General features: G+C 36.5%; 22 protein-coding genes and 1 pseudogene. 8 read left to right on the top strand and 15 right to left on the bottom strand.

Features of this window, described 5'->3' with window-relative positions; all coding sequences use genetic code 11:
• Window positions 1–6: 6 nt before the first annotated feature.
• The gene (locus DLD54_RS01230) at window positions 7–456 is read right to left on the bottom strand and encodes a GNAT family N-acetyltransferase (protein WP_109917964.1); all 450 of its coding nucleotides are present in this window, start codon (window positions 454–456) and stop codon (window positions 7–9) included.
• Window positions 457–464: 8 nt separating this feature from the next.
• Window positions 465–2,759, bottom strand: a complete 2,295-nt coding sequence (gene helD, locus DLD54_RS01225; protein ID WP_109918990.1) for an RNA polymerase recycling motor HelD — start codon at window positions 2,757–2,759, stop codon at window positions 465–467.
• A gap of 205 nt (window positions 2,760–2,964) precedes the next feature.
• Between helD and DLD54_RS01220 the strand changes: the two genes are divergently transcribed.
• Genes DLD54_RS01220 through DLD54_RS01210 form a run of 3 tightly spaced genes read left to right on the top strand, consistent with a single transcriptional unit; the run spans window position 2,965 to window position 5,167 of the window.
• The gene (locus DLD54_RS01220; RefSeq protein ID WP_158593307.1) at window positions 2,965–3,612 is read left to right on the top strand and encodes a M57 family metalloprotease; all 648 of its coding nucleotides are present in this window, start codon (window positions 2,965–2,967) and stop codon (window positions 3,610–3,612) included.
• 24 nt (window positions 3,613–3,636) lie between these two features.
• Window positions 3,637–4,281 (top strand): histidine phosphatase family protein, encoded by a 645-nt coding sequence (locus DLD54_RS01215; protein WP_046326657.1) that lies wholly within the window; start codon window positions 3,637–3,639, stop codon window positions 4,279–4,281.
• 28 nt (window positions 4,282–4,309) lie between these two features.
• Complete coding sequence (locus DLD54_RS01210; protein ID WP_109917962.1) at window positions 4,310–5,167, top strand: class I SAM-dependent methyltransferase; 858 nt, start codon at window positions 4,310–4,312, stop codon at window positions 5,165–5,167.
• A gap of 124 nt (window positions 5,168–5,291) precedes the next feature.
• Here the strand turns inward: DLD54_RS01210 and DLD54_RS01205 are convergent, their stop codons facing one another.
• The 5 genes from DLD54_RS01205 to DLD54_RS01185 are packed head-to-tail and all read right to left on the bottom strand — an operon-like array spanning window position 5,292 to window position 9,860.
• Complete coding sequence (locus DLD54_RS01205) at window positions 5,292–6,002, bottom strand: ABC transporter ATP-binding protein (protein ID WP_162542253.1); 711 nt, start codon at window positions 6,000–6,002, stop codon at window positions 5,292–5,294.
• Window positions 6,003–6,785: an ABC transporter ATP-binding protein gene (locus DLD54_RS01200; RefSeq protein ID WP_109917961.1), complete on the bottom strand. Its 783-nt coding sequence runs from the start codon at window positions 6,783–6,785 to the stop codon at window positions 6,003–6,005. It lies immediately after the preceding gene.
• 3 nt (window positions 6,786–6,788) lie between these two features.
• Window positions 6,789–7,745 carry a branched-chain amino acid ABC transporter permease gene (locus DLD54_RS01195; RefSeq protein WP_109917960.1) on the bottom strand — a complete coding sequence of 319 codons (957 nt, stop codon included), beginning with the start codon at window positions 7,743–7,745 and terminating at the stop codon, window positions 6,789–6,791.
• Window positions 7,746–7,753: 8 nt separating this feature from the next.
• Window positions 7,754–8,632 (bottom strand): branched-chain amino acid ABC transporter permease, encoded by an 879-nt coding sequence (locus DLD54_RS01190; RefSeq protein ID WP_038520996.1) that lies wholly within the window; start codon window positions 8,630–8,632, stop codon window positions 7,754–7,756.
• 28 nt (window positions 8,633–8,660) lie between these two features.
• Window positions 8,661–9,860, bottom strand: coding sequence for an ABC transporter substrate-binding protein (locus DLD54_RS01185; RefSeq protein WP_370448305.1), 1,200 nt, complete (start codon window positions 9,858–9,860; stop codon window positions 8,661–8,663).
• Window positions 9,861–10,321: 461 nt separating this feature from the next.
• Between DLD54_RS01185 and DLD54_RS01180 the strand changes: the two genes are divergently transcribed.
• The gene (locus tag DLD54_RS01180) at window positions 10,322–10,636 is read left to right on the top strand and encodes a hypothetical protein (protein WP_109917958.1); all 315 of its coding nucleotides are present in this window, start codon (window positions 10,322–10,324) and stop codon (window positions 10,634–10,636) included.
• A gap of 90 nt (window positions 10,637–10,726) precedes the next feature.
• Here the strand turns inward: DLD54_RS01180 and DLD54_RS01175 are convergent, their stop codons facing one another.
• The 4 genes from DLD54_RS01175 to DLD54_RS01160 all read right to left on the bottom strand — a co-directional run bounded on the left by DLD54_RS01175 (window position 10,727) and on the right by DLD54_RS01160 (window position 14,592).
• The gene (locus DLD54_RS01175; protein WP_109917957.1) at window positions 10,727–11,686 is read right to left on the bottom strand and encodes a polyprenyl synthetase family protein; all 960 of its coding nucleotides are present in this window, start codon (window positions 11,684–11,686) and stop codon (window positions 10,727–10,729) included.
• A gap of 1 nt (window position 11,687) precedes the next feature.
• Window positions 11,688–12,233 (bottom strand): Gx transporter family protein, encoded by a 546-nt coding sequence (locus DLD54_RS01170; RefSeq protein ID WP_109917956.1) that lies wholly within the window; start codon window positions 12,231–12,233, stop codon window positions 11,688–11,690.
• Between the two features lie 11 nt (window positions 12,234–12,244).
• A complete protein-coding gene (locus tag DLD54_RS01165; protein ID WP_109917955.1) occupies window positions 12,245–12,622 on the bottom strand; it encodes a NusG domain II-containing protein in 378 nt (125 codons plus the stop codon).
• Between the two features lie 74 nt (window positions 12,623–12,696).
• Complete coding sequence (locus DLD54_RS01160; RefSeq protein ID WP_109917954.1) at window positions 12,697–14,592, bottom strand: FAD-dependent oxidoreductase; 1,896 nt, start codon at window positions 14,590–14,592, stop codon at window positions 12,697–12,699.
• A 247-nt stretch (window positions 14,593–14,839) separates the two neighbouring features.
• Between DLD54_RS01160 and pplA the strand changes: the two genes are divergently transcribed.
• The 3 genes from pplA to DLD54_RS01145 all read left to right on the top strand — a co-directional run bounded on the left by pplA (window position 14,840) and on the right by DLD54_RS01145 (window position 17,971).
• Window positions 14,840–15,757 carry an extracellular electron transfer flavoprotein PplA gene (gene pplA / locus DLD54_RS01155; protein ID WP_109917953.1) on the top strand — a complete coding sequence of 306 codons (918 nt, stop codon included), beginning with the start codon at window positions 14,840–14,842 and terminating at the stop codon, window positions 15,755–15,757.
• 69 nt (window positions 15,758–15,826) lie between these two features.
• Window positions 15,827–16,918 (top strand): FAD:protein FMN transferase, encoded by a 1,092-nt coding sequence (locus tag DLD54_RS01150; RefSeq protein ID WP_109917952.1) that lies wholly within the window; start codon window positions 15,827–15,829, stop codon window positions 16,916–16,918.
• 39 nt (window positions 16,919–16,957) lie between these two features.
• Window positions 16,958–17,971 (top strand): UbiA family prenyltransferase, encoded by a 1,014-nt coding sequence (locus tag DLD54_RS01145; RefSeq protein ID WP_109917951.1) that lies wholly within the window; start codon window positions 16,958–16,960, stop codon window positions 17,969–17,971.
• Between the two features lie 55 nt (window positions 17,972–18,026).
• On the opposite strand, the gene DLD54_RS01140 is transcribed toward DLD54_RS01145, so the two are convergent.
• From DLD54_RS01140 to DLD54_RS01130, 3 genes are all read right to left on the bottom strand, one after another.
• Window positions 18,027–19,529 carry a hypothetical protein gene (locus DLD54_RS01140; RefSeq protein WP_109917950.1) on the bottom strand — a complete coding sequence of 501 codons (1,503 nt, stop codon included), beginning with the start codon at window positions 19,527–19,529 and terminating at the stop codon, window positions 18,027–18,029.
• A 410-nt stretch (window positions 19,530–19,939) separates the two neighbouring features.
• Entirely contained in the window at window positions 19,940–20,788 is an 849-nt protein-coding gene (locus tag DLD54_RS01135) for a helix-turn-helix domain-containing protein (RefSeq protein ID WP_038520966.1), read from the bottom strand.
• Between the two features lie 149 nt (window positions 20,789–20,937).
• Window positions 20,938–22,530 carry an ATP-binding cassette domain-containing protein gene (locus DLD54_RS01130; protein WP_038520963.1) on the bottom strand — a complete coding sequence of 531 codons (1,593 nt, stop codon included), beginning with the start codon at window positions 22,528–22,530 and terminating at the stop codon, window positions 20,938–20,940.
• Window positions 22,531–23,237: 707 nt separating this feature from the next.
• On the opposite strand from DLD54_RS01130, the pseudogene DLD54_RS08970 reads away from it, so the two are divergent.
• Window positions 23,238–23,403: pseudogene (locus tag DLD54_RS08970) on the top strand (IS3 family transposase); the annotation flags it as partial.
• Between the two features lie 42 nt (window positions 23,404–23,445).
• Here the strand turns inward: DLD54_RS08970 and DLD54_RS01120 are convergent.
• The gene (locus tag DLD54_RS01120) at window positions 23,446–25,260 is read right to left on the bottom strand and encodes an FtsX-like permease family protein (RefSeq protein ID WP_109917949.1); all 1,815 of its coding nucleotides are present in this window, start codon (window positions 25,258–25,260) and stop codon (window positions 23,446–23,448) included.
• Between the last annotated feature and the right edge of the window lie 20 nt (window positions 25,261–25,280).

Below are 25,280 nucleotides of genomic sequence, written 5' to 3'. Positions count from 1 at the left end.
GTTTTGCTATAAATCTTTATACATCATGACATGCTTAATGTCAGCTTCTACAAAGGGCTCTCCTTTTGTTTTATAGCCTAAAAAGTCATAAAAGGGCTTGGCCTGCCATTGTGCATGGCAATACAGCCGGTTAGCGCCTTGATTACGCAAATATTCATCAACTTGCGCCATCATTTTGGTCCCCAGCTTTTGCCCGCGGGCTGCTGCAGCAACCGCTACTCTGCCTAACATCCACTTGCCATTTTCTGGAAAAATACGACAAACAGCTAAAGCGGCAGTTTCTTCTTTATTTAGCAAATAAACTTGAATAGCATCTAGATCCTGATCATCAAGTTCCGGTACCGTGATTTTCTGTTCAGTTACAAACGTATCAATCCGTAAGCGGGCAACACAAAACATTTCCCGCCCGGTCATTTGCGCAATTGGTTTGAAGGTAAATTTTTCAGTGTTAGTCATAGAATCGCCTATTTTTCTACATAACTTTCCCGGTCTACCTCGAGCAGCGGACTCTTTTCATTAGTGTAAATAATGTCAAGCTTGTACATCGCACGGGAAGTTATTGTATAAACTAATTGCGTTTCATCAACGCGATGATAATTATCTTTTGAAGCTGCCCACATGATAACAGCATCAAATTCAAGTCCTTTAGCTAAATATGACGGAATAACCAGTGTGCCGTCGACTAACCGCTGATTAGCACTGGCAATCAATGTGGCCTTCACCCCATCATCTTTCAGTTTTTGTGCAACAATCTTCGCACTGGCTAAATCTTTAGTGATAACAGCTGTTGTCATTTTACCTTCATTATTTTGGGCTAAAATTTTTTCCAGCACTGCTACAGCCGCTGCATTAGTGGAGCGTCCCCAAAGTGTTGGTTTAGGTCCTTGCCGGTTAAAAGACTCAATTTTTTCACCTTGCCGTAAAATTTGCTTGGTAAAATTAGTCAATTGCTCAGTCGACCGGTAGGACTTTGTCAGCTGAACGACATCTGTTTTTTCAGGATCAAATAAACCGCTAATCTGCTTAAGCAAACTTCTACTTTCATCTTTAGTAAAAATAGCTTGGTTCAAGTCTCCCAACATTGTGAATTTGGCACGTGGGAAATTATATTTCAGATAACAAAGTTGAAACGGAGTGTAGTCCTGAATTTCATCAATAAACGCATACCGCATTTCATAATCAACATGACGCCCGGTAATTAGGTCATAGAGGTATAAATAGGCGGAAACATCACTCATGTGAATGTAGTGCCGTATAAAGCTTTGTTTAACCTCTGCAACATGCTTTTCCCAATCCTCCACTGTAATTTGCCATTTAGCTAAATCAGTCATTTTAGGAACTGCACGGAGAAAATTCAGGTACTGCGCCCTCATGTTGATAAAATTATTGCGTCTAATTTGTTGGAAAACCTTATCGAGTGCTTTCACAACAATTTTACGACTAAGGAACTTTTCTTCTTTTTCTTCAGATTCAAATTCTTGGTCAGGATGATCATAAAGAGCATTCAACTGTTCTTGGCTCAAGTTTTGGATAGCGTCAGATACCCAAGCCTTCTTAGTTTCACCATTAATCTTGCGGTTAAGAGACTTAATTAATTCCTCTCTTGTAGCATCAATTCTGTTGCTTAAATTGTAATTATCGTTAAAGGAATAATAGAGTTCACTAATTTTTTCTTTGGTAAAAAATGGTCGTTTTTTATTACGGAAATAAATATTTTTGAAAATTAAACCGCGCTTATTAAGGTGTTTCGCATAATGGTGCAGTAAATTGAAAAAATTGGTAGAGTCTTTAAACTGACTAATGGCGGAATCAGCAGCGCTATCTTCAAATTGATCAAATAAGTTTTCCACGGTCATTCCCGGCAACCTTCTAGCCACAAACTGCCAGTAAGTCATTTGCACCATGTTTTGCTCGCCCATTTCAGGCAAAACGTTTTTAATATAATCGTTAAATAACTGGTTGGGGCTAAACATAATCACGTCACTGCTGGTTAAGTTGCCACGGTAGCGGTAAAGCAAGTAGGCAATACGCTGCAATATAGCAGAGGTTTTACCTGAGCCGGCAGCACCTTGTACAAAGAGCAAATCAGCACTGGTATTTCTGATGATTTTATTTTGCTCGCGTTGAATTGTCGTGACAATTGACTTCATCTGCGTGCTGGATTTTTCGCCTAACACTTCCAGCAGCATTTGGTCACCAATGGATTCATCAGTATCAAACATATTAGTGATTTTGCCGTCTTCAATCATGAACTGCCGCTTTTTGGTCATGTCAACGGTAATCTCACCTTCTGGCGACATATAGGAAACCTTGCCAATCTTGCCATCATAGTATATCGACGAAATTGGTGCCCGCCAGTCGTAAATCAGAAAATGATTATTTTTATCAGCAAAGGAACCCAGACCAATATAAATAGTCTCCGGCTTTTCACCATTTTCTTTAAAATCAACTCTGGCAAAATACGGTTTTTGCTCTAGTTTTTGCACTGTACTCAGTTGTTTGGCTGCATGTTGCCAGGCATTTTGCCGTTCATCAAGTAGTTGTTGTTGCTGATGAATAGACAGTGCAGTTTCCATTGAGGTTGAATAACCGTCATAATCCAATTTTACGTCATCAAAAAAGTGTGAATTAAGTTCTTGGGCCTCGCCTTCAGCGGATCTAATTGACGAAGACAGCTCGACTTTCTTTGCTCTGATCATTTTCAAAATCTGGTCGAGATGTTTTTGTTCGAATTCTTTATCATTCATCGCTTTTGTCATAAACTCACCTATTTTTTTCAAAACTTGCATACTATTTTACCATGAAATCGGTTTATATTAAAACCTATTAACTATTTTTACAAAAAGGAAAAAATTTATGAAAGTTGAGCAATTAATAACTATAATTTTAAGTAATAAAGTTGGTAAAATATGATACTTTTACTATTTTTCTTATATAATGAAAGGTAATGGAGTTGATCAAGGCATGAAAAATATGCGCCATTTCTTAGCTAAACTGGCTTGTGCATTAATAGTCGTTTTAACAATTGGGAGTAATTTACCAGCAATTACAGATAATTCATCATCTGTGTGGTCTTCTCAAGTCATTTATGCCAAAAAAGCTAAGAAGAAAGCCAAGAAAAGTAAAAAAACCAAGAAGAAAAAAGCAGCTGCTGTCGCCACATCTTGGCGGTGGAAAAAACCTAAGGCATCAGTCTATATTGATCTTGAAGACAACCAGGAACTTATTTCTGCTACAAACGATGCGATTGAGGCATGGAACAAGACCGATGCCTTTACTTTTACCAAAGCAAGCAGTAGGAAAAAAGCCAATATTGTTGTTGAACAAGTTTATAGTCCCAACACCAACTATGCTGGTTACACCACTTTTCATTACTACGTGAAGACTGGAATTATGTATTCTGCCGTTACCAGATTAAACATTTATTATTTACAGAACTTTTCACCGTATAATTATACCTACGAACGTATTCTCAATACTGTAGAACATGAACTAGGGCATGCAATTGGACTTAAGCATAATAACGGTGTGTCTGTGATGTACCCAACGGGCTCACTTTACCCTATTGAGCCTATCGATATTGATCGAGTAGAGAAACTATATCACGAATAAATTTTTAGAAGTGCGGAGGAGAAAATGAAAAGAATATATATTGTTCGTCATGGTCAAACTTACATTAACCGTTACCACAAAATGCAGGGTTGGTGTGACACACCCTTGACAGACAAAGGTATAGCCGGCGCTGATCAAGCTGGTGAAATTTTAAAAGATATTCCTTTTGATATTGCTTTATCAAGTGATGTAAAAAGAGCTAGTGATACCTGCGACATCATTGTTAAGCACAATGTTAATCATGATGAAATTCAGCATATTGCGACGCCTTTTTTCCGTGAACACTTTTACGGCTACTTTGAAGGCATGGATATTGACGCTGCTTGGCAAATGATTGGCGGTCCTCACGGCTACCAGAACCACAGTGACTTATTTAAAAATGAACCAATTGACACCATTAAGAACTGGATTAAAGATGCAGACCCATTTCATGACGCGGAAAACGCGCAAGAATATTGGCAAAGACTTGATAAAGGCTTTAAGTTAATTAGCCAATTAGATGGTGCCGAAAACATTTTACTTGTAACTCATGGTTTTACTATCCGCAGTATTGCAGATCGTTATGGTGATTTTGCTATTACCGAAGATCCACGCAATGCTTCTGTAACAGTTATGAATATGACTGAGCAAAAAATGAAAGTTGTTTCTTACAACAACACAAAAATATGATATTTTCCTGCAATTAGGAGGAGAACCTATGCAGTCTCAGGATGACTACTCTGCAATTACGGATAATTTGAACAATTGGAACGACCGGGCTGATGTTCATGCCCATGGCGGTTATGGCAATCTGTCTGAATTTGCCCAAAACCCCAAAGCTATCACTACTACAGTGAAACATGACTTAGCAGTATTAAAGCCCTTTTTACCTGCCAGTTCTGTTAAAAATAAGCGCCTACTGCATTTGCAATGTCACATTGGTGACGATACACTCAGCTGGGCACGTCTGGGAGCTAAAGACGTTTATGGGTTGGATTTTTCACCTACGGCTTTGAAATATGCGCGTAATCTAGCTAAACAAGCTAAAACGCCAATTACTTATGTCGAAGGCGATGCTCGTTTTGCGGCCGCAGCCATGCCTGAAAAATTAGGTCAATTTGACTTAATTGTCACTAGTGCTGGTACTATTACATGGCTTCCTAACCTTAAATCATGGGCAAACTCTATTGCACAACTATTAGCGGTTGGTGGCACTTTTATGATTAGGGACAGCCATCCAATATTATTTGCTTTAGACAATGCGGGATTGGAAATTATTCAAGATTATTTTAGCGGCACTGAAATTACCTATCAGTCAGATTCTTCGTATACGCCTAATTCTGCTGGTAAAATTAAGCACCAGACTAATCATAATTGGGCCCATGATTTTGCGGAAATTATTAATTCATTGATTGCTGCGGGCTTAACCATTAAACAAGTTGGAGAGGAAAAAGTTACTGATTGGAAAGCTTTGCCATCATTAATCTATAGTAAAGAAGATGAGGGCTGGGTTCTTCCCTCTGATTCACCACAATTTCCGCTTGAGTTTTCAGTAGTTGCGCAAAAATTATCATAAACCCGCTTAAATTCACTAAAAAGGCTAACTTTTATAATTATAAAAGTTAGCCTTTTAATGTAGTTTAGTTTATTTTTGACCTAAGATTGTATTTAAAATTTTTTACTTAAAAAGATACTATCTATTAACCACCAAAATAGACTTTTTGGACTTCCGGATTAGCTAATAGTTCTTTACCAGTGCCGCTTAATTGCACTACTCCAGTTGCAAGCACATACCCCCGATCGGCAATTGATAATGCTTGTTTAGCATTTTGCTCAATCAATAAAATAGTCGTGCCCTTTTCATTCAATTCTTTAATGATTTTAAAAATTTCCTGGATATATAAAGGCGAAAGCCCCATTGAGGGTTCATCTAATAACAGCAATTTGGGTTTTGCCATTAAGGCACGACCCATTGCCAGCATTTGCTGCTCACCACCAGACAGAGTGGCGGCATCTTGGTGACGCCTTTTTTGCAAAATAGGGAATCGTTTGAAGATTTCCTGATAAGTCTTTGCAGTTTCTTCATGATTTTTTTGGAGAAAAGCTCCCATTTGCAGATTTTCCATTACTGTCATCCCCGCAAAAATATGTCTGCCTTCTGCAACTTGTGAAATGCCGGCGCTGACGATTTGCGGGGCACTTTTATGTTCAATTTCTTTACCAAGATATAAAATCTGCCCGCTCTTAGGCTTGAGCAATCCTGAAATTGTCTTGACAATAGTTGATTTGCCGGCACCATTAGCTCCGATTAAAGTTACTATTTCACCTTGATTAATTTCAAAACTGACGTTTTTAACTGCTTGAATGACACCATAGTTAACAGACAAATCTCGTACTTCTAACATAGCCATCTAGTCTTCACCCTCTCCTAGATATGCTTCAATCACTTTAGGATTTGCTTTGACTTCTTCTGGACTGCCAGTAGCAAGCATTTCTCCTTGATCTAGAACATAAATTCGTTCTGCTAAATTCATTACTAAAGACATGTCATGTTCTATTAGAAGAACGGTAATTTGAAATTCTTTTTGAATGTATTTGATAAGATTGGTTAAGTCAGCTGTTTCCTCGGGATTCATACCGGCAGCGGGTTCGTCTAAGAAAAGAATTTGCGGTTGTGTAGCTAAAGCACGGACAATTTCTAACCGTCTTTGTGTACCATAGGGCAAGTTTTTAGCAAGAGTATTTTCGTTTTCAGTTAAATCAAAAATTGCTAGTAGTTTTTGTGCCGCTTCTTTCATGTCCTTCTCAGTTTTATAATAACGGGGCAAACGAAAGACAGCGGTTAAAAAGCCTTCTTGGTACTCATTGGTCATTGCAGTTAAAACGTTATCCATGACAGACAAGTTTTTAAATAACCGAATATTCTGAAAAGTTCTGGATAAGCCCAAGTCAGCAATTTGAACAGCACTTTTATGGGTTAAGTCATAATTTTGATTATTAACTTGTAAATTGATTTTGCCGCTTGTTACCTGCACCATACCAGTTAACAAATTAAATAAAGTGGTCTTGCCCGCACCATTAGGTCCAATCAAGGCAACTAGTTCATGCTTATCTAAATGAAGTGAAACGTCATTAACTGCAGTCAATCCGCCAAATTTGCGCACTACATGTTCAACCTGTAATAAGTGTGCCATATACTAGCCTCTTTCCTTTTTGCCAAAATGGCGGGTTAAGTTTTTAAGTGAAAATTCCCAATTACCTAAAAGCCCAGATGGTTTAAAAATCATAATTAATATGAGGGCAATAGCATAGATAACCATTCTCAAAGAACCAAAGTTTTGTAAAACAGTATCTAAAACTCCCAGCACAGTTGCTGCTACAAATGTGCCTGTCATACTACCAACACCACCTAAAACAACTATAACTAAGATAGAAATTGATTCCATGATACCAAAGTTTGATGGTGAAATTGTTTGTAAATAAGAGGCATGTAAACTGCCGGCGATAGCAGCAGTAGCTGCGCCCAATACAAAAGCAGCTAATTTCCATTTAGTAGTATTAATGCCCATTGCTTCAGCGGCTATCTCATCTTCACGCACAGCCTTAATTGCACGCCCATTTTTGGAACGAATAAAATTCATCAAAACGATTGTAGTCACACAAACTAAGATATAAACGGTAGGCCATGAACATAACTGGGGAATATTAAACATGCCGGCAGAGCCGCCCGTAATTTTTAAATTATTAATTACGTTGCGAATAATTTCGGCAGCCCCTAATGTGGCAATTGCCAGATAGTCTCCTTTCAAGCGAATAAATGTGGCTGTTCCAATCACACCCGCAATAATAACGGCTAAAAGCACACCTACTAGCAGTGAAAGCAAAAAGCCAACTTCATTACTCATGTGTTGCGTAATGATTGCAGTAGCGTATGCACCAATTGCCATAAAACCGGCATGACCCAGTGAAAACTGACCGCTAAAGCCGATAATCAGGTTCAAACCTGTTGCCAAAATAATATTAATGCCAATCGTAACCAGCATGTTTTCAATAAAATCATCAATTACGCCAACTATGATTAAGGCGTTGATTAAGTAAAAGCCGGCTACCATAATTACGAGCCACGATAAAATGTATTTCCAATTAACCTTCATTTTGCCACCTATACCTTTTCCTTGGCATTTTTGCCGAAAATACCTGCTGGTAAAAAGAGCAAAATGACTATTAACACAAGATAAACTACTGCATCTTTATATGCGGACAAACCAATAGATTGGAAGAAGGTTTCTAAAATACCAATTAAGAAGCCACCAAGTGAGGCACCGGGTACCGAACCAATTCCTCCTAAAACGGCTGCCACAAAGGCTTTAATACCGGGAGTCATCCCCATTAAAGGATCAATTTGATTATAGTACATGCCAATCAGCACTCCTGCCGCACCAGCTAAAGCTGAACCCAAGGCAAAAGTAAAAGAAATCGTGTGATTAACATTAACCCCAACTAATTCGGCAGCGGCAGGATCAACAGATACAGCCCGCATTGCACGTCCCATCTTAGTTTTTTTAATAATCAGTTGCAGTGAAACCATTAGTATCAAAGCAGTTACTAAAATTAAAATTTGAATATTGGAAATTTGAACGCCGCCAAACACATAGTTGACTTGTTCAATTACCTGCGGAAAACTACGTGCGTTTGAACCCACAAAGTAAGACATGCCATTTTCAAGTAAAAATGAAACTCCGATAGCTGTTATTAAGACAGCAATTCGCGGTGATTTACGCAATGGTCTATAAGCAAAATACTCGATCACTACACCCGAAACCGCACCAACAATCATTGCTGAAAGTAATGCCGTGATGAAGTTAAAATGCCAAGCATTAATTACATAGTAGGCAAAGAATGCCCCCAGCATGTAGATATCGCCATGAGCAAAGTTAATTAAATTAATAATGCCGTAAACCATGCTATAGCCTAATGCCAGCAAGGCATATATTGAGCCCAGTGACAAGGCATTAATGATTTGCTGTAATACTGTTTGCAAATTTAAGCGCCCCTTTTAAATTTTGGATCTATTCAACACTAAATGAATTACTTACTTTGCCATTAGTCATTTCTTCAATTGCAATTGGCATTTCTGGGTCATGAGTTTTATTAACTGTAATCTTACCGGTAACCCCATCAAAATTTTTAATCTTAGCTAAGCCGGCAGCGACTTTAGTTGAATCATCTGATTTTTGTTGTTCAATGGCAGTCTTAACCATGTAGACTGCATCATAAGCTAAAGCTGAAAACGTTGGAGCCGGTGCATGATAACGTGCTTTAAAGGCATTCATAAACTTGACAGCTGTTGGATTTTTAGCAGCTACACGAGTGGAAAATGGTGTAGTGTAGTAAACTTTGGTAGCATTCTTAGCACCAGCAATTTGGGCAAGTTTAGGATCAGCCATACCGTCACTACCCACAATTGGCACTTTAATACCCATTTGCCGTGCCTGCTTAACAATCAGACCAACTTCTGTGTAATAGCCCGGAACATAAATAGCGTCAATCTTCTTTGACTTAAATGAAGTTAAAACGGCATTAAAGTCCTTGTCACCTTCTGAATATGTTTGGCTATCAACTACTTTACCCTTATATGTATTCTTAAAGGCTTTAGCTAAACCGGTACCGTAATCACTTGAATTATCAGCGTAAACTGCTACACGCTTTGCTTTCAGCTTCTTTGTGACAAACTTAGCGGCACTTTCTCCTTGGAAATTGTTTTGGAAACAGGCTCTAAAAACGTATGGTTGAACCTTGCCGTTTTTCTGTTTAGTGTAATCAGGATCAGTTGCAGAAGGACTCACGCTGGGAACTGCTGCTTTAGTAATATTAGGAATTTCAGCTGTTCCCGCATTAGTAGTGGCCGGCCCTACAATTGCTGCCACCTTATCTTTATTTACCAGTTGTGCTGCTACCGAAGCAGAAGTAGCAATCGCTGTTTTGTTATCGCGAATAATCAGCTTAATTTTCTTTTTATGACCGTTAACATCAATGCCGCCAGCCTTGTTAATTTCAGCTGCTGCTAGCTGAATTCCCTGTTTCTGGGCATTTCCGTAACCTGCAGCCGTGCCAGATAATTCCATGTTGACACCAATTTTGACAGTGTCTTTGTCTTGATGAGTACCGCTACTGTTACTATTCTTGGCAACTGAACAACCTGCCATCATAAAGGCAGCTGTTCCTACCGTTAGGATACCCATCATTTTTTTAGTAAACTTGTTCATCATTTTCTCCTTCTCTAACTAGCCTGGTAACAAAAACCTCATTCAACTTAATGAATGAGGCCCAAGATAGTTATTTGTTAAGCCCTATTCATTAAGACGCAAACAAGGGCTCAACATGTTAATTACTAAAAGTAATTCTTTCACGCTAAGTCCTACGCGACAACAACAAGGCAATCAAATTTTGAGAAATGCTGTTTCTAATGTTGATTCGTTTACTTAAAAATTGATGTTTCATTAAAATTGCCTCCTCAAATTTAATTTAATACTTAGGATTATAAGTAAAGGTATGTAGCATGTCAAGTACAATTAGTAATTATTTTGAACAAATTTCTAAGTTTTTTTTATTAATCCAGCTGGCAATAGGATTAGCAGCTGGCAAAATACTATTTGCACTTGCTCACAAATTAAACATGTGATCTTATGAACTTTATGGTAAAATAAAGTTGTTGAGAAGGAGGCATAATATGTTTGCTACAGTTTTTTACTGGATTATAATTGCTGCTACCGGTCTTTGGGGAGTATGGTCAGCAGCCTGGTCGATGATATATGTTGCTAAACATGAAAACGGCAACTTATGGATTTTTGCAATAATTAATGTTTTGATTTTAGCTTTACTAGGTCTGGCTAATTTGATCTATAGCACTGAGGGCAATCAGTGGTATTGGTTTTCTTCCACTAGGGCAGACATTAGCCTTTTAGTATATATGCTTTTTGCCTACTGCGCTTTGGTAGTTTTGCAAGTATTGTTTGGCATTACACGTAAGCCTAAAAAAGCTTAAGGTTAAGACTAACAATCATCTTTAGTACCTTAAAAAGTTTTCCTAATATCAAAAAGGGAGGTTGAATAATCAACCTCCTTTTTTTGCTATTTAATAATTTCTGGTAAGCATTTTTCGAACTATCTCAACAACCTCATCATATCCAGAATAATTGCTAAATTTATCTTTAAGCAGTGCTAACGCACTACTCGTAAAGTCATTTGCCAGCTTCTGGGCGTGCCTAATGCCGCCTAATTCATTGACTAAATATTCTATTTGGGCTAACTCACTAGAACTTATGTTTCTACCTTTCTTAACCAGCTTATTTAATTTACCAGTGTTATCTTTTTTTAAGGCAAAAATTAGTGGCCCGGTATAAACACCGTTAACTACATCAGATAAAACCGGCTTTTTTAATTCGGCAGTTGACGCAGTGTAATCTAAAATATCATCCCGTAATTGAAACGCTTGTCCAAATAGCACACCTACTTGCTGAGCACTTCTGGCCAGTCTTTTGTTAAGACCTCCTTCAAGTGCCCCAATATAGCAAGCATAACCAAACAAGCTTGCCGTTTTGCCCCGAATTTGTTCAAGATATTCTTTTTCAGTAATCGAAGTATTGTACTCATTACCAAATTGAGTAGTCTCACCAGCAAGAATTTTTTGCATAGTTGAGCCATTAACGCGCAGATTAGTTATTTTTGAAGTATTCTCACTGAGCAATTGTAATGAAAGTGCAAATAAATAGTCTCCAGCATAGAGCGCAATGGTCTTGCCATATTTTGCCTGCACTGACTGACTGCCCCTTCTGACACTGGAATTGTCTATAATATCATCATGAATTAAGGTAGCGTTATGAAGAATTTCAACTGACCCGGCAATATTAATTAGTCTTTCCTTTTTTGGTTCATTACCCATATTGCCAAAAAGTAAGACAAAACTGGGACGCAATTGTTTGCCAGGCTTGGAAAATGTGTACCTGATTGCCTCTCCCAGTTTACCTTTGGGAGTCCTGATATTTTTTTGAATGCTGCTTTGGACTTTTCTTAATTCTTTTTCTAGCCTTGACATGTTAAATACCTTTATTAATTATCCCTTTAATAAAACTCAATGCATCAACGTAATGCATTAAAAAACTACTGACAAGACCAACTATTGTTCCAGAAAGAATTCCGAATACTGTCAATAATGGCAAATATAATAAAACATATTTACTTTGTGCTAGCAGCACGGCAATTAATAATTGACCAAAATTATGACAGACGCCGCCAAGGATTGATACTCCTATTATGCTCAAAAATCTGGGAACCAACGGTAAGAACATTTTCATTAAAAACAGACTTAAAAATGAACCTGCAGCAGCAAATAAAAAGGTACTGGTGCCCCCTGTCATCAAAGCGGCTAATACTAAGCGCAAAAACGTCAATAAAATACAATCTTTAAAAGGCAAAATCATTAATGCCATCATCGTAATAATGTTGGTTAAGCCAAGCCTAGCACCAGGTGCAAAGAAAAAGGGTGCAGGAAACATTTGCTCAACAACGCTAAGAATAATTCCTTGGGAGCATAAAATTCCTGTAAACACATACGTGCGTAAATAACTATTTGTTTCAGTCATAATATCTAAATCTATTTATCATCATCAATTTGATTTTCGTTTTTTAACTCAACTAAAAATTTGTGTGGCAAACAAACAATTGTATCTCCGCTTTTACTTTTCCAGCCTTCTTTAACACATACTTGGTCCTTGCAGTTAGCATCAATTGCGCGAATTTTGTGGTTTTTCACCTGTAAAATATTAATTTTACCGTCTCTTTGATACTGCCATTTTTGGTCATGATCTAAAGAAAGCTTTTTAACTTGGCGATTATTAACTTTTACTATAGCGATTACCTGATTACCCTCTTTTTTAGAATTATGTACCATAAAAAAGGGCGTGAAACTAATAATTAATAAAATTACTACAATTAAAAAGTCACCAGGTTTAAGCCTCTTTAAAATTTCCATGTCTTACCTCACTAACAATTAAAACTAAAAAAGTCTTATAGATAAAACCATAGGACTTTTTAGAATTACCATTGTTAGTTTTTTATTCCATTTTTATCAACGTGGTAAATCGGCTTCAAGACGCCATATCTAAGTTTAGTCAGTTTCTTTTGCAGCCACGGAACAAACCACATGTCAAGACCGAATGCTCTACCCGAGCCGTTCATTACAGCGATAGCAGCAAATACCATCCAGACATTGACCCAGTAGTTCATTCCTGATAAACAGAAAATAGCTACGAAGATTGCGCTCATACCACCAGCAAACCACGTGCATAAGCCTAATACTAACATAACTCCTAAAACAATTTCCAAACACGTCATAGTCTTTTGTGCTACTAGTGCAGCTTCTTTATTAGGAATTAGAACTTTAGTTACTGCTTGCACCCAACTTGGCATTTTATCAAAGACTGCCATTGGGGAATGACCATAATCATAATTGAGGGAAAATAGAGCAGGAGCAGCAGTTGTAGCGGCTTTACCACTTGCGGCAGTCGTAGCCGCTGCCTTTTGTGAAGCACCACTGGTAGCAGCTTGAATCAGCCACGGGAATTGCAATTGCAGCTTATTAGTGAACCAAGAGCCGCTGCCCTGTACCTTGTACCAGCAGTCAACTAACCACATCAAGCCTAAATAAATTCTCAATGGTACTGCCCATAAAACATTGCCGTACCTATTAAGATTGCCCCGCCATAAAGTTGGACGCTTAATTCTGAACCATTCGTCCATTACATAGTGGAAAAGATAGTAACCGGAATAGATTTCCATAAAGTAAATCATGTCCACTACGTCTTTCATCAAGATAGCGAAAAAGCCACTCAGATGGAAAGTATTAACTAAAGACGCAACACCCCAACTAGGTCCAAGTGAAACCATAAAGCCGGAATAAGTACCCTTAAATTTAACGGGTTCACCGCCGTTAATCTGGCTCAAAATATTTCTCAAAGCACATTTACCGGCGGATTCAGCTCCCTGAACCACCTGTGGTTCACCCCGACCGCTGCCATCAGCATCATAAAGAGCCACATCACCTATGACATAAACGTGGGGATCGGTTGGAATTTGTGAATATTCATTAACTAAAATTCTACCGCCTCTACCAGTTTCAAAACCAAAGTTTTTAGCTGTAGCAACAGCCTTAACACCAGCAGTCCAGATCAATGTCCTCGTTGGATACGTTGAACCGTCTTTCAGGTCAATATAATTTTCATGAACACCAACTACACCTGTATTGACTTTAATATCTACGCCCCGCTTTAAGAGATATTTCTCCGCCTTGGCAGCATCAGCGCGATCAAGCATATTCATTACCGTTGGCGCCATTTCCATCATGGTTATCTTGATGTCGTCTTTTTGCAAATTATATTTTTTAGCTAAATCACCACGCCAGGAGTTTAATTCCCCAGCCATCTCAGTTCCGGTAAAGCCAGTACCAACAACGACGAAGTTGAGGTATTGTGCCCTTTTTTCAGGATCTCTTTCTTGAGAGCCTAAATGAACCATCAGATCAATGTGATCCCGCAGTTTTTCTGCATCATCAAGATTACCCAAAACAAAGCCGTTTTCTTTAACACCAGGAGTGTTAAAGTCATTAGGCTGCGAACCAATAGCTAAAATGACGTAATCGTATGGATAAGTGCCGTTATCGCCAATAACTTTTTTGGCAGATTGATCAATTTTAGTAATATTGTCAGTTACTACATCAACGTTTTTTCTCCGTGAAAATAAACGCTGCAGATCATACTTAAGACTCTTAGCTTCTACTCGGTTAGCTGCTACTTCGTGTAAAGAAGTCATCATGGTCATATAGGGATTTTTATCAATCAGCGTAATTTTAACATCATGCCGCTTTTTTAATTTTTTGGCAAGATGCTTGGTGGTATACAGACCGCCGTAACCGCCGCCAATTACTACAATATTCGTTTCAGCCACTTTTAACACTCCTTAATGCAAATGTACTAGTTGTCTTTTATTATACTAGTATTTACAATTATGGTAAAGTGGCTACTTTCACAATCTTTCCTAATTTTGTTTTTGTTACGCGCTTTCTTTGCTATTAAAATAACTTTTTTGTTTTTAAATTTTGTAGTTGCACAAAGTAAAACTGTATTTTATAATCTAAGTAAGTGAATGTGTACACAATGTTATATGGTTTGATATGATCACTGAGGGAGATATTATGAAAAATAATAAATTTATAACCAGCACAGCTATTTTGGCACTTTCTACGCTTTTGCTTAGTGCTTGTTCAACTACGGCTAAGAAAAGTTCTTCAAGCGATTCTAAGCCAAAAGAAAGTAAGGTCGAAAAGAAGAAAACCCCTAAGCAGATTGCCGGTGGCAAATTGCAAGATGGGGTTTACAAATTAGTCGAAGACAATTATTTCAATGGCTATAAAGTAAAGGTTTCTATGACCGTTAAAGATGGCAAGGTTACAGACACCAGCTATGATAACGTAGACAAGAATGGTAAATCAAAGGCGAAAGACGCCAAATATGAAGCACAAATGAAGAAGTATTCTCAAGCAAAAATTGGTCCTAAAGAATACATCCCTAAATTGCAAAAATCATTTGCCGCTAGTGGCGCTAATTCAAGCGCTATCCAAGTCGTTTCCGGTGCTACCAGTTCAAGCACCACTTTAAAGAACTATGTCAACCAGTTAACACAGGCAGCTCAAAAAGGTGATACTACTACCATTCACATCAATAACAATAAAAAATTAAAAGACGGCACATATAAATTAGCAGAAAAGAACTACAGCCACGGTTACCGTCAAGTGTTAACCATGGTAGTCAAAAAAGGCAAAGTCAGTGATTTTAAATACGACCAAATTAACAAAAAAGGTGTTTCCAAGACCAAGAATGCTGCTTACGAAAAGCAGATGAAGAAAGTTAACAAAGTTGGACCGAAAGAGTACATTCCAAAATTACAAAAAGAATTCTTAAAAGCTAAAGGAAACACCGAAAAAGTTCAAGCAGTTTCGGGAGCAACAGAATCTTCTCATTCATTTATCGCTTATGCTGATCAACTAATTAATGCCGCACAAAAGGGTGAAAGCGGAACTATCAAGGTTGACAATATTGTTTATCAAGAATAAAAAGTTAATTAGTTAATTACAAAAAGAGTGACATTTAGCCGCTCTTTTTTATTAGGAGAAATAAGTGATATGACCAAGCAACCAAACAAGTTTATGCTGGTAATTGCAATTTTATTAGCATGTTTTAGCCTAACTTCTTGCTCAACTCAAAGTAAAACTACTGCCCCAACAAAAACACCTGTTACCACTACTCCCACTTCAGATACCCAATTTTTAATGGGAACTGTTTGCACCATCAAGATTTACAATAAACACCAACAAAAAGCCCTGAAGGCCGGCTTTAACCGGATTAAGGAATTAGCAGCTCAAACCACGGTTAACCAAAAAGGCAGTGAAATAGACAAAATCAACAGGTATGCCGGAATTAAACCGGTCAAAGTTACCCCTACTATTTACCGTATGTGTAAAGACGCGTATCATTACAGCAAAATTTCTGCTGGTACATTCGACTTAACAATTGGACCAATTACCAGCTTATGGCGAATAGGCTTCCCCGATGCCCATAAACCTAAAGCAAGTACCATTAAAAAGCGGCTACCGTTAGTTAATTACCGTAATGTGGTTTTTAACGATCAAAAACGCACCGTTTTCTTAAAGAAAAAGAAGATGATGCTTGATTTAGGAGGAATGGCTAAAGGCTTTATTTCTGATGAAGTTATGAAAGTCTTGCAAAAAAAGGGCGTCACCAGTGCCATTATTGATCTGGGCGGCAATATCTACGTTTTAGGCAACTCCCCAACCAATAACAGTAATTGGACCGTGGGGATTCAAGACCCCAGTGCTGCGCGGGGTGATGCGATCGGCTCCTTACCGGAAAAGAATGCTACTGCAGTAACATCAGGTATTTATGAACGTTATCTCAAAGTCGGAAACAAAATTTATAGTCACTTAATGGATCCCCAAACGGGTTACCCTTGTCAAAACAACTTGTTAAGTGTCACAATTATTGCTAAGCGGTCAACCACAGGTGATGGACTGTCAACTGCAGTATTTAATCGCGGTTTGAAAAAGGGCTATGACTATGTAGAACATCTGTCTGGCGTAGAGGCAATTTTTATTACTAAAAAGAAAAAAGTCTACGTCACCTCGGGCTTAAAAGATAAATTCAAACTGTTTACGGATAATGGTTATCAACTGGCAAAGTTAAAAACCAGCAATTAATTTTGGATAAATAAAGACAATATTTTGAAAGGAAAACCAATGGAGGCTAAAAAAAAGTACAGTCACTTTACAGTAACCGATTTTTTTGAGTTGGTGCGGCTTAATACCAAGCTCAATAGTTTAATGCCTTATTTATTAGGAATTCTATTTGCTTACTTTTATTTTCATACTTTTAATTGGCAAAATTCTTTAATATACTTAGTTGCTCAAGGCGCAATCGCTTTATTTGTGACTGGTTTTAATAACGTTCAGGACTATCGTCTGGCTAAAAGCAAAGATTATCAAAAAGAACATAATTTAATTGGCAAACGTAATTTATCGCCGACAACTGCAATGGCGGTCATGCTTACTCTGCTTTTAATCGCAGCAGTCTTAGGAATTTGGCTAACTGTGCGAACCAATCTTTTTATTTTGCTGATCGGTGCCCCCGGACTTTTTGTGGCTGTATTTTACACCTACGGCCCCGTTCCCTTTTCCAGAGTACCGCTAGGCGAAATTCTTGCTGGCTTATTCGAAGGACTGGGAATTATGTTCTTAGCCGTTTACATCAATTCACCAGTAAGTCAATTAGCCTATTTAAACTTTGATTGGCCGCAATTTATTGTTGGGGGCAATTTAGCCAACCTCCTGTTAATTTTTTGGGTAGCTTTACCCCAAGCATTCTTTAACGCAGCGACAATGCTGGCTGATAATACCTGCGACTTAAAACAAGATCTGGCTAACGGGCGCCATACCCTCCCCTCATACATTGGCGTAAAAAATTCATTAAACTTATTCAGTTTTTTAACCCTGGCTCCATTTGCAATAGTCGCTATCAGCGTCATATTCCGTCTTTTACCAGTTTGGCAACTATTAATTTTTGTAACTTTGCCGAAGCTCTATAAAAACGTGCAGGCATTCAGACAGAAGCAGACCAAGGATATGGCTTTCTGGGTTGATGAAGATAATATTAAGCACCGAGTACCCACAACTTTTGATTTAGCACCGCAAAATTTATTTTGGTTTCAATTAATGCAAGTTTGCGGACTAATTTTAGGCATTATCTTTCATTAATTAAAGACGCTGAAAAAAGCACGCTCTTTAGCGTGCTTTTTCATTGCCTAAATTTTTAAAACTCAACTTTGTGATGCCGCATTACTGTTAGCAGATAAATAGCAAAATAAGCCAGCAACATTAGCACTATTGGCAGCCAAACTTCATAATACGCTGTTGGCAAAACCTGATTGAAAAATCTCAAGCCAAACAAAACATCAAAGACCCCAAATATTGCGGGAATAAAGAATAAAAGCCCGGTTTTGCTCTGCCATGTTCTTTGAGCTAGTCTTTCATTCGTAAATTTCTGATCCCGTTTAGCAGCTTTGACTGCTATTATCAAGATCGCAATCAGGCTTGTACCAAATACAAACGCCAATGAGTAGCCCAAGATCTTCATTTCTTTATTCATCCCCAATATCAGCTGATAAGTAGCCGCCTTAGAGTTGCTATAGAGGTGACTATAAGCAAGATTACTTTGAGCCTGTTTATGCTCAATTTTTAGTAAAAACGGCCAGTCTCTATCAAAACTGTTTAGCTGCACCACAGTCAGATATTTAGTTTTACCTTTAATCTTATTTAATTCTGCAGTTGAACGAAGTGCAATTTTTTTATTTTTAAAACCATTGGGAACGAGTTCACGAAAACTGTCATCTGCTAGAGAATTTTTATTCAATTGGTCTAACTTAATAGATTTGACTTGAAAATTGCGTCTACCGGTGCTTTTGACATACTTAATTGGATTATTTGCCAATTCATTACGAACAAAATAAAAGTGCCCTTTTGTTTCTTTATAATGATAAGTTTGTTGCTTTTTAATTTTTAGTTGCGCCACATCGTTTTTAATATTGGCGGTGTTGCTGACAATTACGCCATCATAATAAGTTCCTCTCTTAATATCTTGAGAAAAGGCATTAAAGTCATGACTTAAAGCCAGAGCGCCCATAGTCAAGGCGAAAAGTAAGGAAATGATAGTAAAAACGCCAGCATAATGATGAAGTCCCAGCAGCGTTTTTCCTTTAGTTAACTTAATTTTGTTAAACCAAGTTGCAGGCAGCAAGCTTAATAACGAGTGGCAAAGTAAATAAGTACCTGACACAATTGTAACAAAGGCTGCCAATAAAGTATTAAACAGATTTTGACTAGGCAAATTTAGTATAAAATAGCCGGTTACTATTAGTATCAACCCTAAAACCATTTCAATTATTCTTAGTCCTAAATGTTTTTGAAAAATTGCAGGTGCAACTTCTTTTGCAGCTACACTTTTTAAAATAGTTCTGGTTAACCTATAAGTTACTACTATGCCGCCAACAATTATTAGAACCGCCAGTAACATAGCCACTTGCATGCCTGAATTTATCCGCAGAAAACTGTTAATGACGTTAAAATTCGGCACATTTGGTTTTATTAAACCGCTAAATAACTTAATAATTAAAGAAGCTATATCCAACCCTAAAATAATACCAGCAATTATCATCAAACCGCCAATAATGAGTGTCGCACAAAGTTCTATCAGTCCAACGCGCATATTTTTTAATTTTTGCATCAAGATCACCAAACTTTCTGTTCGCTCCTTCAAGCAGACCACCTTTTAACTTAATTATAGTTAGCGCTACCAACTTTTTAATAAGCTATCTATTTTCTTTAGCATATTTTAATACTTAGTTTTTAAAGCATTTCCCTTTATAGAAAACTTGCTTATCTTTATAATTTTTTTCCGGTCTAAACTTTATAAATAATCCATCTACAAATGCTTCATAAATATGATCATCTACTTTAGACATAATTTTTAAATCTTCGCTTAACTTACAAAACATTTTTCCCATGTTTCTAATTAATCTAAATTGAGCACAATAAGAATTAATTTATGTAATAAATTTTCAATTTTCTTACTCCTTTCTATTTACTTCTAGTTTATTACGATTTTATATAAGCATATAAAAAATGTCATATTTAACTCTTAATGGTTTAATATGACATTTAAAAATTTTATTTATTAGCAATCATTAGTTCTTCAAGTTCTTTACCATAACTGGGCATGCCAGCAATTTTTACACTTTTAATTATTATTTGTATTTTATTAAGATACTTAGGATTTTGATCATAATGATATTTGACTATATTTTCAAAAGCTGGAGCAATAGTTTTATAGAAAAATATATCTGGTTTTGTTTTGATTTGTTGTTCACTACTAACATAAAATGCTGTTTCTTCGAATTTTTTGTTACGAATACACAAAATCATCATATTAATAATTATAGATAAAACTAACTTCTGAATATCTATGCTACTTGAACCAATAAACTGACGTATTACTCTTTTTGAAATCAATAAATTACTATCTAAATCATAAAAACTCATAAGGTTGCAGTACAATCTTAAACTATCAGAATTAAAATGAGAAACATCAAACGTTCTTTCTTTCAATCTATCTATAACGCCACTATCAATACTGGAAAGATTTTTGTTAATTATTGCAATAAAGATATCAATTATATCTAATTTATCTTCTTTATTTGGAAAATCACTTTCCGCAACAAAATTTCGTATTTGTTGCAGATCATGCACAGAATTTTGATAATACGCTTCATTAACCATTCTATCAATCTCTAGGTTCTCGTCATGTACGGTCTTCGCCTGGTGGTTTAACTTACCAAAAAAATCAGTTAATGAAATTTTGTTAACGTTTAATAGTTCAATTAAATTATCTGCTGAAATGCTGCTTAAATTTTTTTCAACTTTTGCATAAAATGACGGGCTTACCACATCATTAACCCATTGCCTTTGTGTTTTCTTTTGCTGAATGCGATAGTCTTTTAGTAATTCACCAATTGTCATTTAAATTTCCTCAACTATTTGATTAACTATCAAATATTAAATTTTTTAATTTTATTATAATCTATTATAATCAAAAAATATAAAAGTATTATTAAATTAAAAATGAAAATTATATAATGCTGAGGTAAATTGGGTTATTATCTATCTGACTACGACAGGCTCTTATCGTTAAATTGGTATTGATTAAAATCAACAACTACATCATACTTTTGCAGTTCTTCTGGATCGTAATGATGAATAACTTCAACAAAAGTAAAGTTTGAATCAAAAATATATTGGTGAATTGCCTTTGATGAAGTTTTATCAAGTGAAGCATTAATTTCATCCAGTAATAAAATTGGTCGATTGGCTAAAATAGCCCGTGCCACCTCAATTCTGGACAATTGGCCACCAGATAGTTGATCTGCATTGTCACCTAATTGATAATCAAATCCCTTTTCTTTAATTAATTGTCCTAACTGTAGTCCTTGACATACCTCAAGAACTTTTTCTTTAGCTATATTGGCTCCTAGAGTTAGATTAAACCAAAGCGTATCAGAAAAAATAACTGCACTCTGGCTGGAATAGGCAAACAACTTAGTAAACGATCCTGCCGCTACTTCGTTATGATCAAGTATAATTTTTTTAGATTTACCATACTTACCATACATTAGAAACTGTAACATCGTAGATTTCCCTGATCCTGAGGGTCCGATGACCGCAACTTTTTGGCCAGACTTAATATCAAGATTAATATGTTGTGCTAATACCTTATCCTGACGCATTAAATCTAGGTCTTGCACTTGTAGTTCATTAAATGTAGGATCATTGGTTTGTTCACGCTCCACATTATCTGCTTTTTGTATATATTGCTTTATCTTTCGAACAATTGGCTTTGTAGTAGACAAATTATTTCGTTCTTGCAGAATTTGTAAAATTGGATTTACAAATGAATTCGATAATTGCGTTATTGCAAAAAGAGCACCTAAAGTAGTTTGGCCTTTAATTACTAATGCAATACCAATTGCAAACGGCAATAAATAAGTACCCATAATTGCAATTGCATTAAGAAAAGCACTGGTATTAGTATTAAGCACATTCATCTTGGCTAATTTTTCTTCTAATTGGTTAACTTTATACTGATTTTGTTTAACTGCATTATCCTGCTTATCATATAAATTAAAGGTAGCAGTACCAGATAACAAATTTTTAGTTTGATTAACATATTTATCATTAGCATTTGTCCAAGCCTCTGCAGCATTTTGAATAGGCTTTTGGAAAAAGGTGGAAACAATTGTTGGTATAACCGAACCAATAAAGAATATTATTGTAAGCTGCCAATTTAGATACAAAGCGAATGCCATAGCAAATACGACAGTGTATGAATAAATCAAAATTCCTATTTCAGCATCATAGCGATTTGTTTCCAAAAGTTTAAAATCATTAGTTAAAAAACCTAAATTAGAAGCATTTTCTTGCTCATCCGAGAGCATACCTCTCATCACTTTAAGCCTTAACTTAGTATTGACCTGCTTAGCAGCATCTGCTTTAAGATAATCAAAAATTAAAGTGGCGACTAAAATTAAGATCAATAACAAAATGTTTTTACCAAAAAAGACTGGAATAGCTGCAAAATTTTTAGCCGTTGCCAAATTAATTAACGAACCAACGATGTATGCTGTAACAATATTCTGCATACTGGAAATTAATCCAAAAATATTTAAACAAAAAAACTTAAAGTGCGAATAGTATTTATAAACCATAATTTTCTTTTCCTTTCAAAAAACCTTCGTTATTTATATAAATAATATAATTGCCTTTTTATTTTTATTAATAAAACTGTCATATTTGACGCAAATAAGGTGGATATGACAAATCCAAAAGCTAGCAGAATTTATTTCCTATCGACTTTCACCTATACCAAAGTAGCTTAACATAGTATATTAATTGAAATAGAGCTAAAGCCAAGTAGCTAGCAATTTTAAAAGGTACATAAAAAATAAAGCAGTAATCAAAAAGAGGTAGGACAAAAGTCCATTTCTTTCTGATTACTACTTAAATAACCGAAGCATCTTTTCGATTAAATTGGCTAATTTATCAAAATCTTGTCCTAGCTTGCGCAATGCAGGCGTTAGACTTGTTAGTAGTAAACACTTCAGAAGAAATAAATGTACAATCCTTCCCATGCTATCACCTTTTTTCGGGGAGGATCGAAAGGCGTACTTCACTATTCTCTCATGTGTTCTTATGCTATAATTTCAGTAGAAGAAATAAAGTGCGATCTTTGCATGCAAAAGAGGCGTACTAGACGTCTAGGCAATCCAGTGGATTGCTTTTTTGCTTTTTTAAAAGAAAGCCTAGGCTGCCCACTTTAACTTTCACAAACCAGAACCCAGCTACTTACCCTCCTGCATTCGTTACATGCTTTCGGGGATAAACTTATCACTGGATCACGGACTCAACAAAGAACTTCTTTGAGTTCTTAAAAGCAGAAATGCTTTATAGTCCGGGGGATTGCCATCAAAACTTAATCGAATTGGAGAAGGGCAATCAGTGATTACATTAATAAAAGAATCAAGAGCAGATTAAAAGGCTTGACGCCGATTGAATATCGACATCAAGCCTTAACAAAATAATTATTAAAAATTCTAATCTAACTTTGGGAACTCACCCTAAAATTATTCAGTTGTTAGGACAATCTTTTGATATAACGTAACTGTTAACAAGTAATAACCCAGATAAAGCACAATAAATATTGTGAATGGAATCCAGATATTATGGTATGGAGATATCAGCAATGTTTTAAACAGTTGTAAGCCACAAAGGACATCTATTATGCCTAAAATTGCAGGCATGGTGAACAAAGTACCAATTTCTTTTCTGATCGAACTGCGCAATAATTGTGGCCTGGCTCCAATTTCATGTAGCATCTGGTAGCGCACCTTGTCACTGGCCGCACCACTTAAAACTTTAAACATTAACGTCGAAGCGAGCATGGTCAGAAATGCTATTCCTAAGAAAAAGCCCATAAATTCAAAAGCACTGGTAAAGCCAATCATATTATTATAGTTATATGATTTGGAAGAAAGGTATATATCTTGGTAATTGCGATTTTCCCTTAGTTGCTGTTTTTGAATTTGTTTAATTACTGGAAAATCATGGGCAAAGTCTTTAACTTTAATATAACTGACGAATTTTTTCTGACCACCAAGTGTATTCCACCTTTTTGGTGAAACTAGCTTAATTTTCTTAGGAATGCCGTTAGGCACCATTTGGCTAAAAATGCTGTTAGCAGCTGTTTCCGGTTGATCCAGTTCGGCAGTAACCAGTGTTTTCACTTTATATGTAGGTAAATTGTCTTGATTGTCATGAAAATAGATTTCTATTTCTTTCAGCGGCTGTTTTTCAAATTCCGCGCGGTTAAAGTAGAGGTGCATCCCCTTTTCTTTGTAGTGATAAGTCTGCTTATTAGTAATGGTTAACTTAGCTTCTGCTTTTTTAACTGCTGACGTCTGACTAACAATTGTAGCATCATAATAAATGCTTTTTTGCGTCTCATCCTTCATGGAGCCAAAATTAAGCCCTACTGTGATTGCACCTAGTGCCAAAGCAAACAGAATTGAAATCATAGTTAATATCTTGGTATAGCTTTGCAAACGAAATTTCAACTGCCCAAGAGTAAATTCATTAATGCTACGATATGAAAAAGATTTTTTATTAAGTAAATAATTAATTATAGCTGTAAAGACACTATTAAAGACGAAGAAAGAACCAGCAATAATTGTTACTAAAGCGGTGGGTATAAGAAAGTAAATATATCTGGTGGACAAAGTCATTACATAGTAACCGACAGCCAGCAAAAGCACACCGCAAATTGCTTCAATTCCCCGCAAAACTGGATGATGATTAAGATTAATGGGAGTTTGATCTTCGTGTAAAAGATCAATTACCGGAGTATGTGTAAGTTTGTGCACATTGCTCAGTGCACCCAAGAGAAAAATAATAACAAAGAAAAGCAAAGTCCCTATTATTGCGCTGGGTAATATTGCCTTATAGTGCGTAATTTCGAGCCCTAATTTACCTACCAGCACCTTGGTAACTATTGTGGTCAACCCGAGCCCCAGTATTATTCCCAGTAGAACTGCTAAAAAGCCGGTTAACAGAGTTTCAGAAAAAATTAGTAAGCCAATCCGCGTGCTTTTGGCCCCGAGCATCATATACATGCCATAGTCATGTTTACGCATACTTAACAAAAATGAATTGGCATAAATTAGGTAGACAGATGTAATGATTACTAACAAAATAATGCCAAAGGTAAAAATATACGTCAGGTATGCTGTTCTACCGTAGACATCTTTACTAATAAATACAGGGTTAGTAGCAATTGACAAGAACATATAGAAAATCATGCTGGCTACAATCAAGCCGGAAAATAATACCAGATAGTCTTTCAGCCTATTCCTAATACCCGTCACGGATAGCTTCCAAATCATTACTGCTCCTTTTCTTTTAC

Origin of the sequence: Lactobacillus helsingborgensis (assembly GCF_003173695.1) — a bacterium.
Taxonomy (GTDB): domain Bacteria; phylum Bacillota; class Bacilli; order Lactobacillales; family Lactobacillaceae; genus Lactobacillus; species Lactobacillus helsingborgensis.
This window is presented reverse-complemented; position numbering and strand designations above follow the sequence as displayed.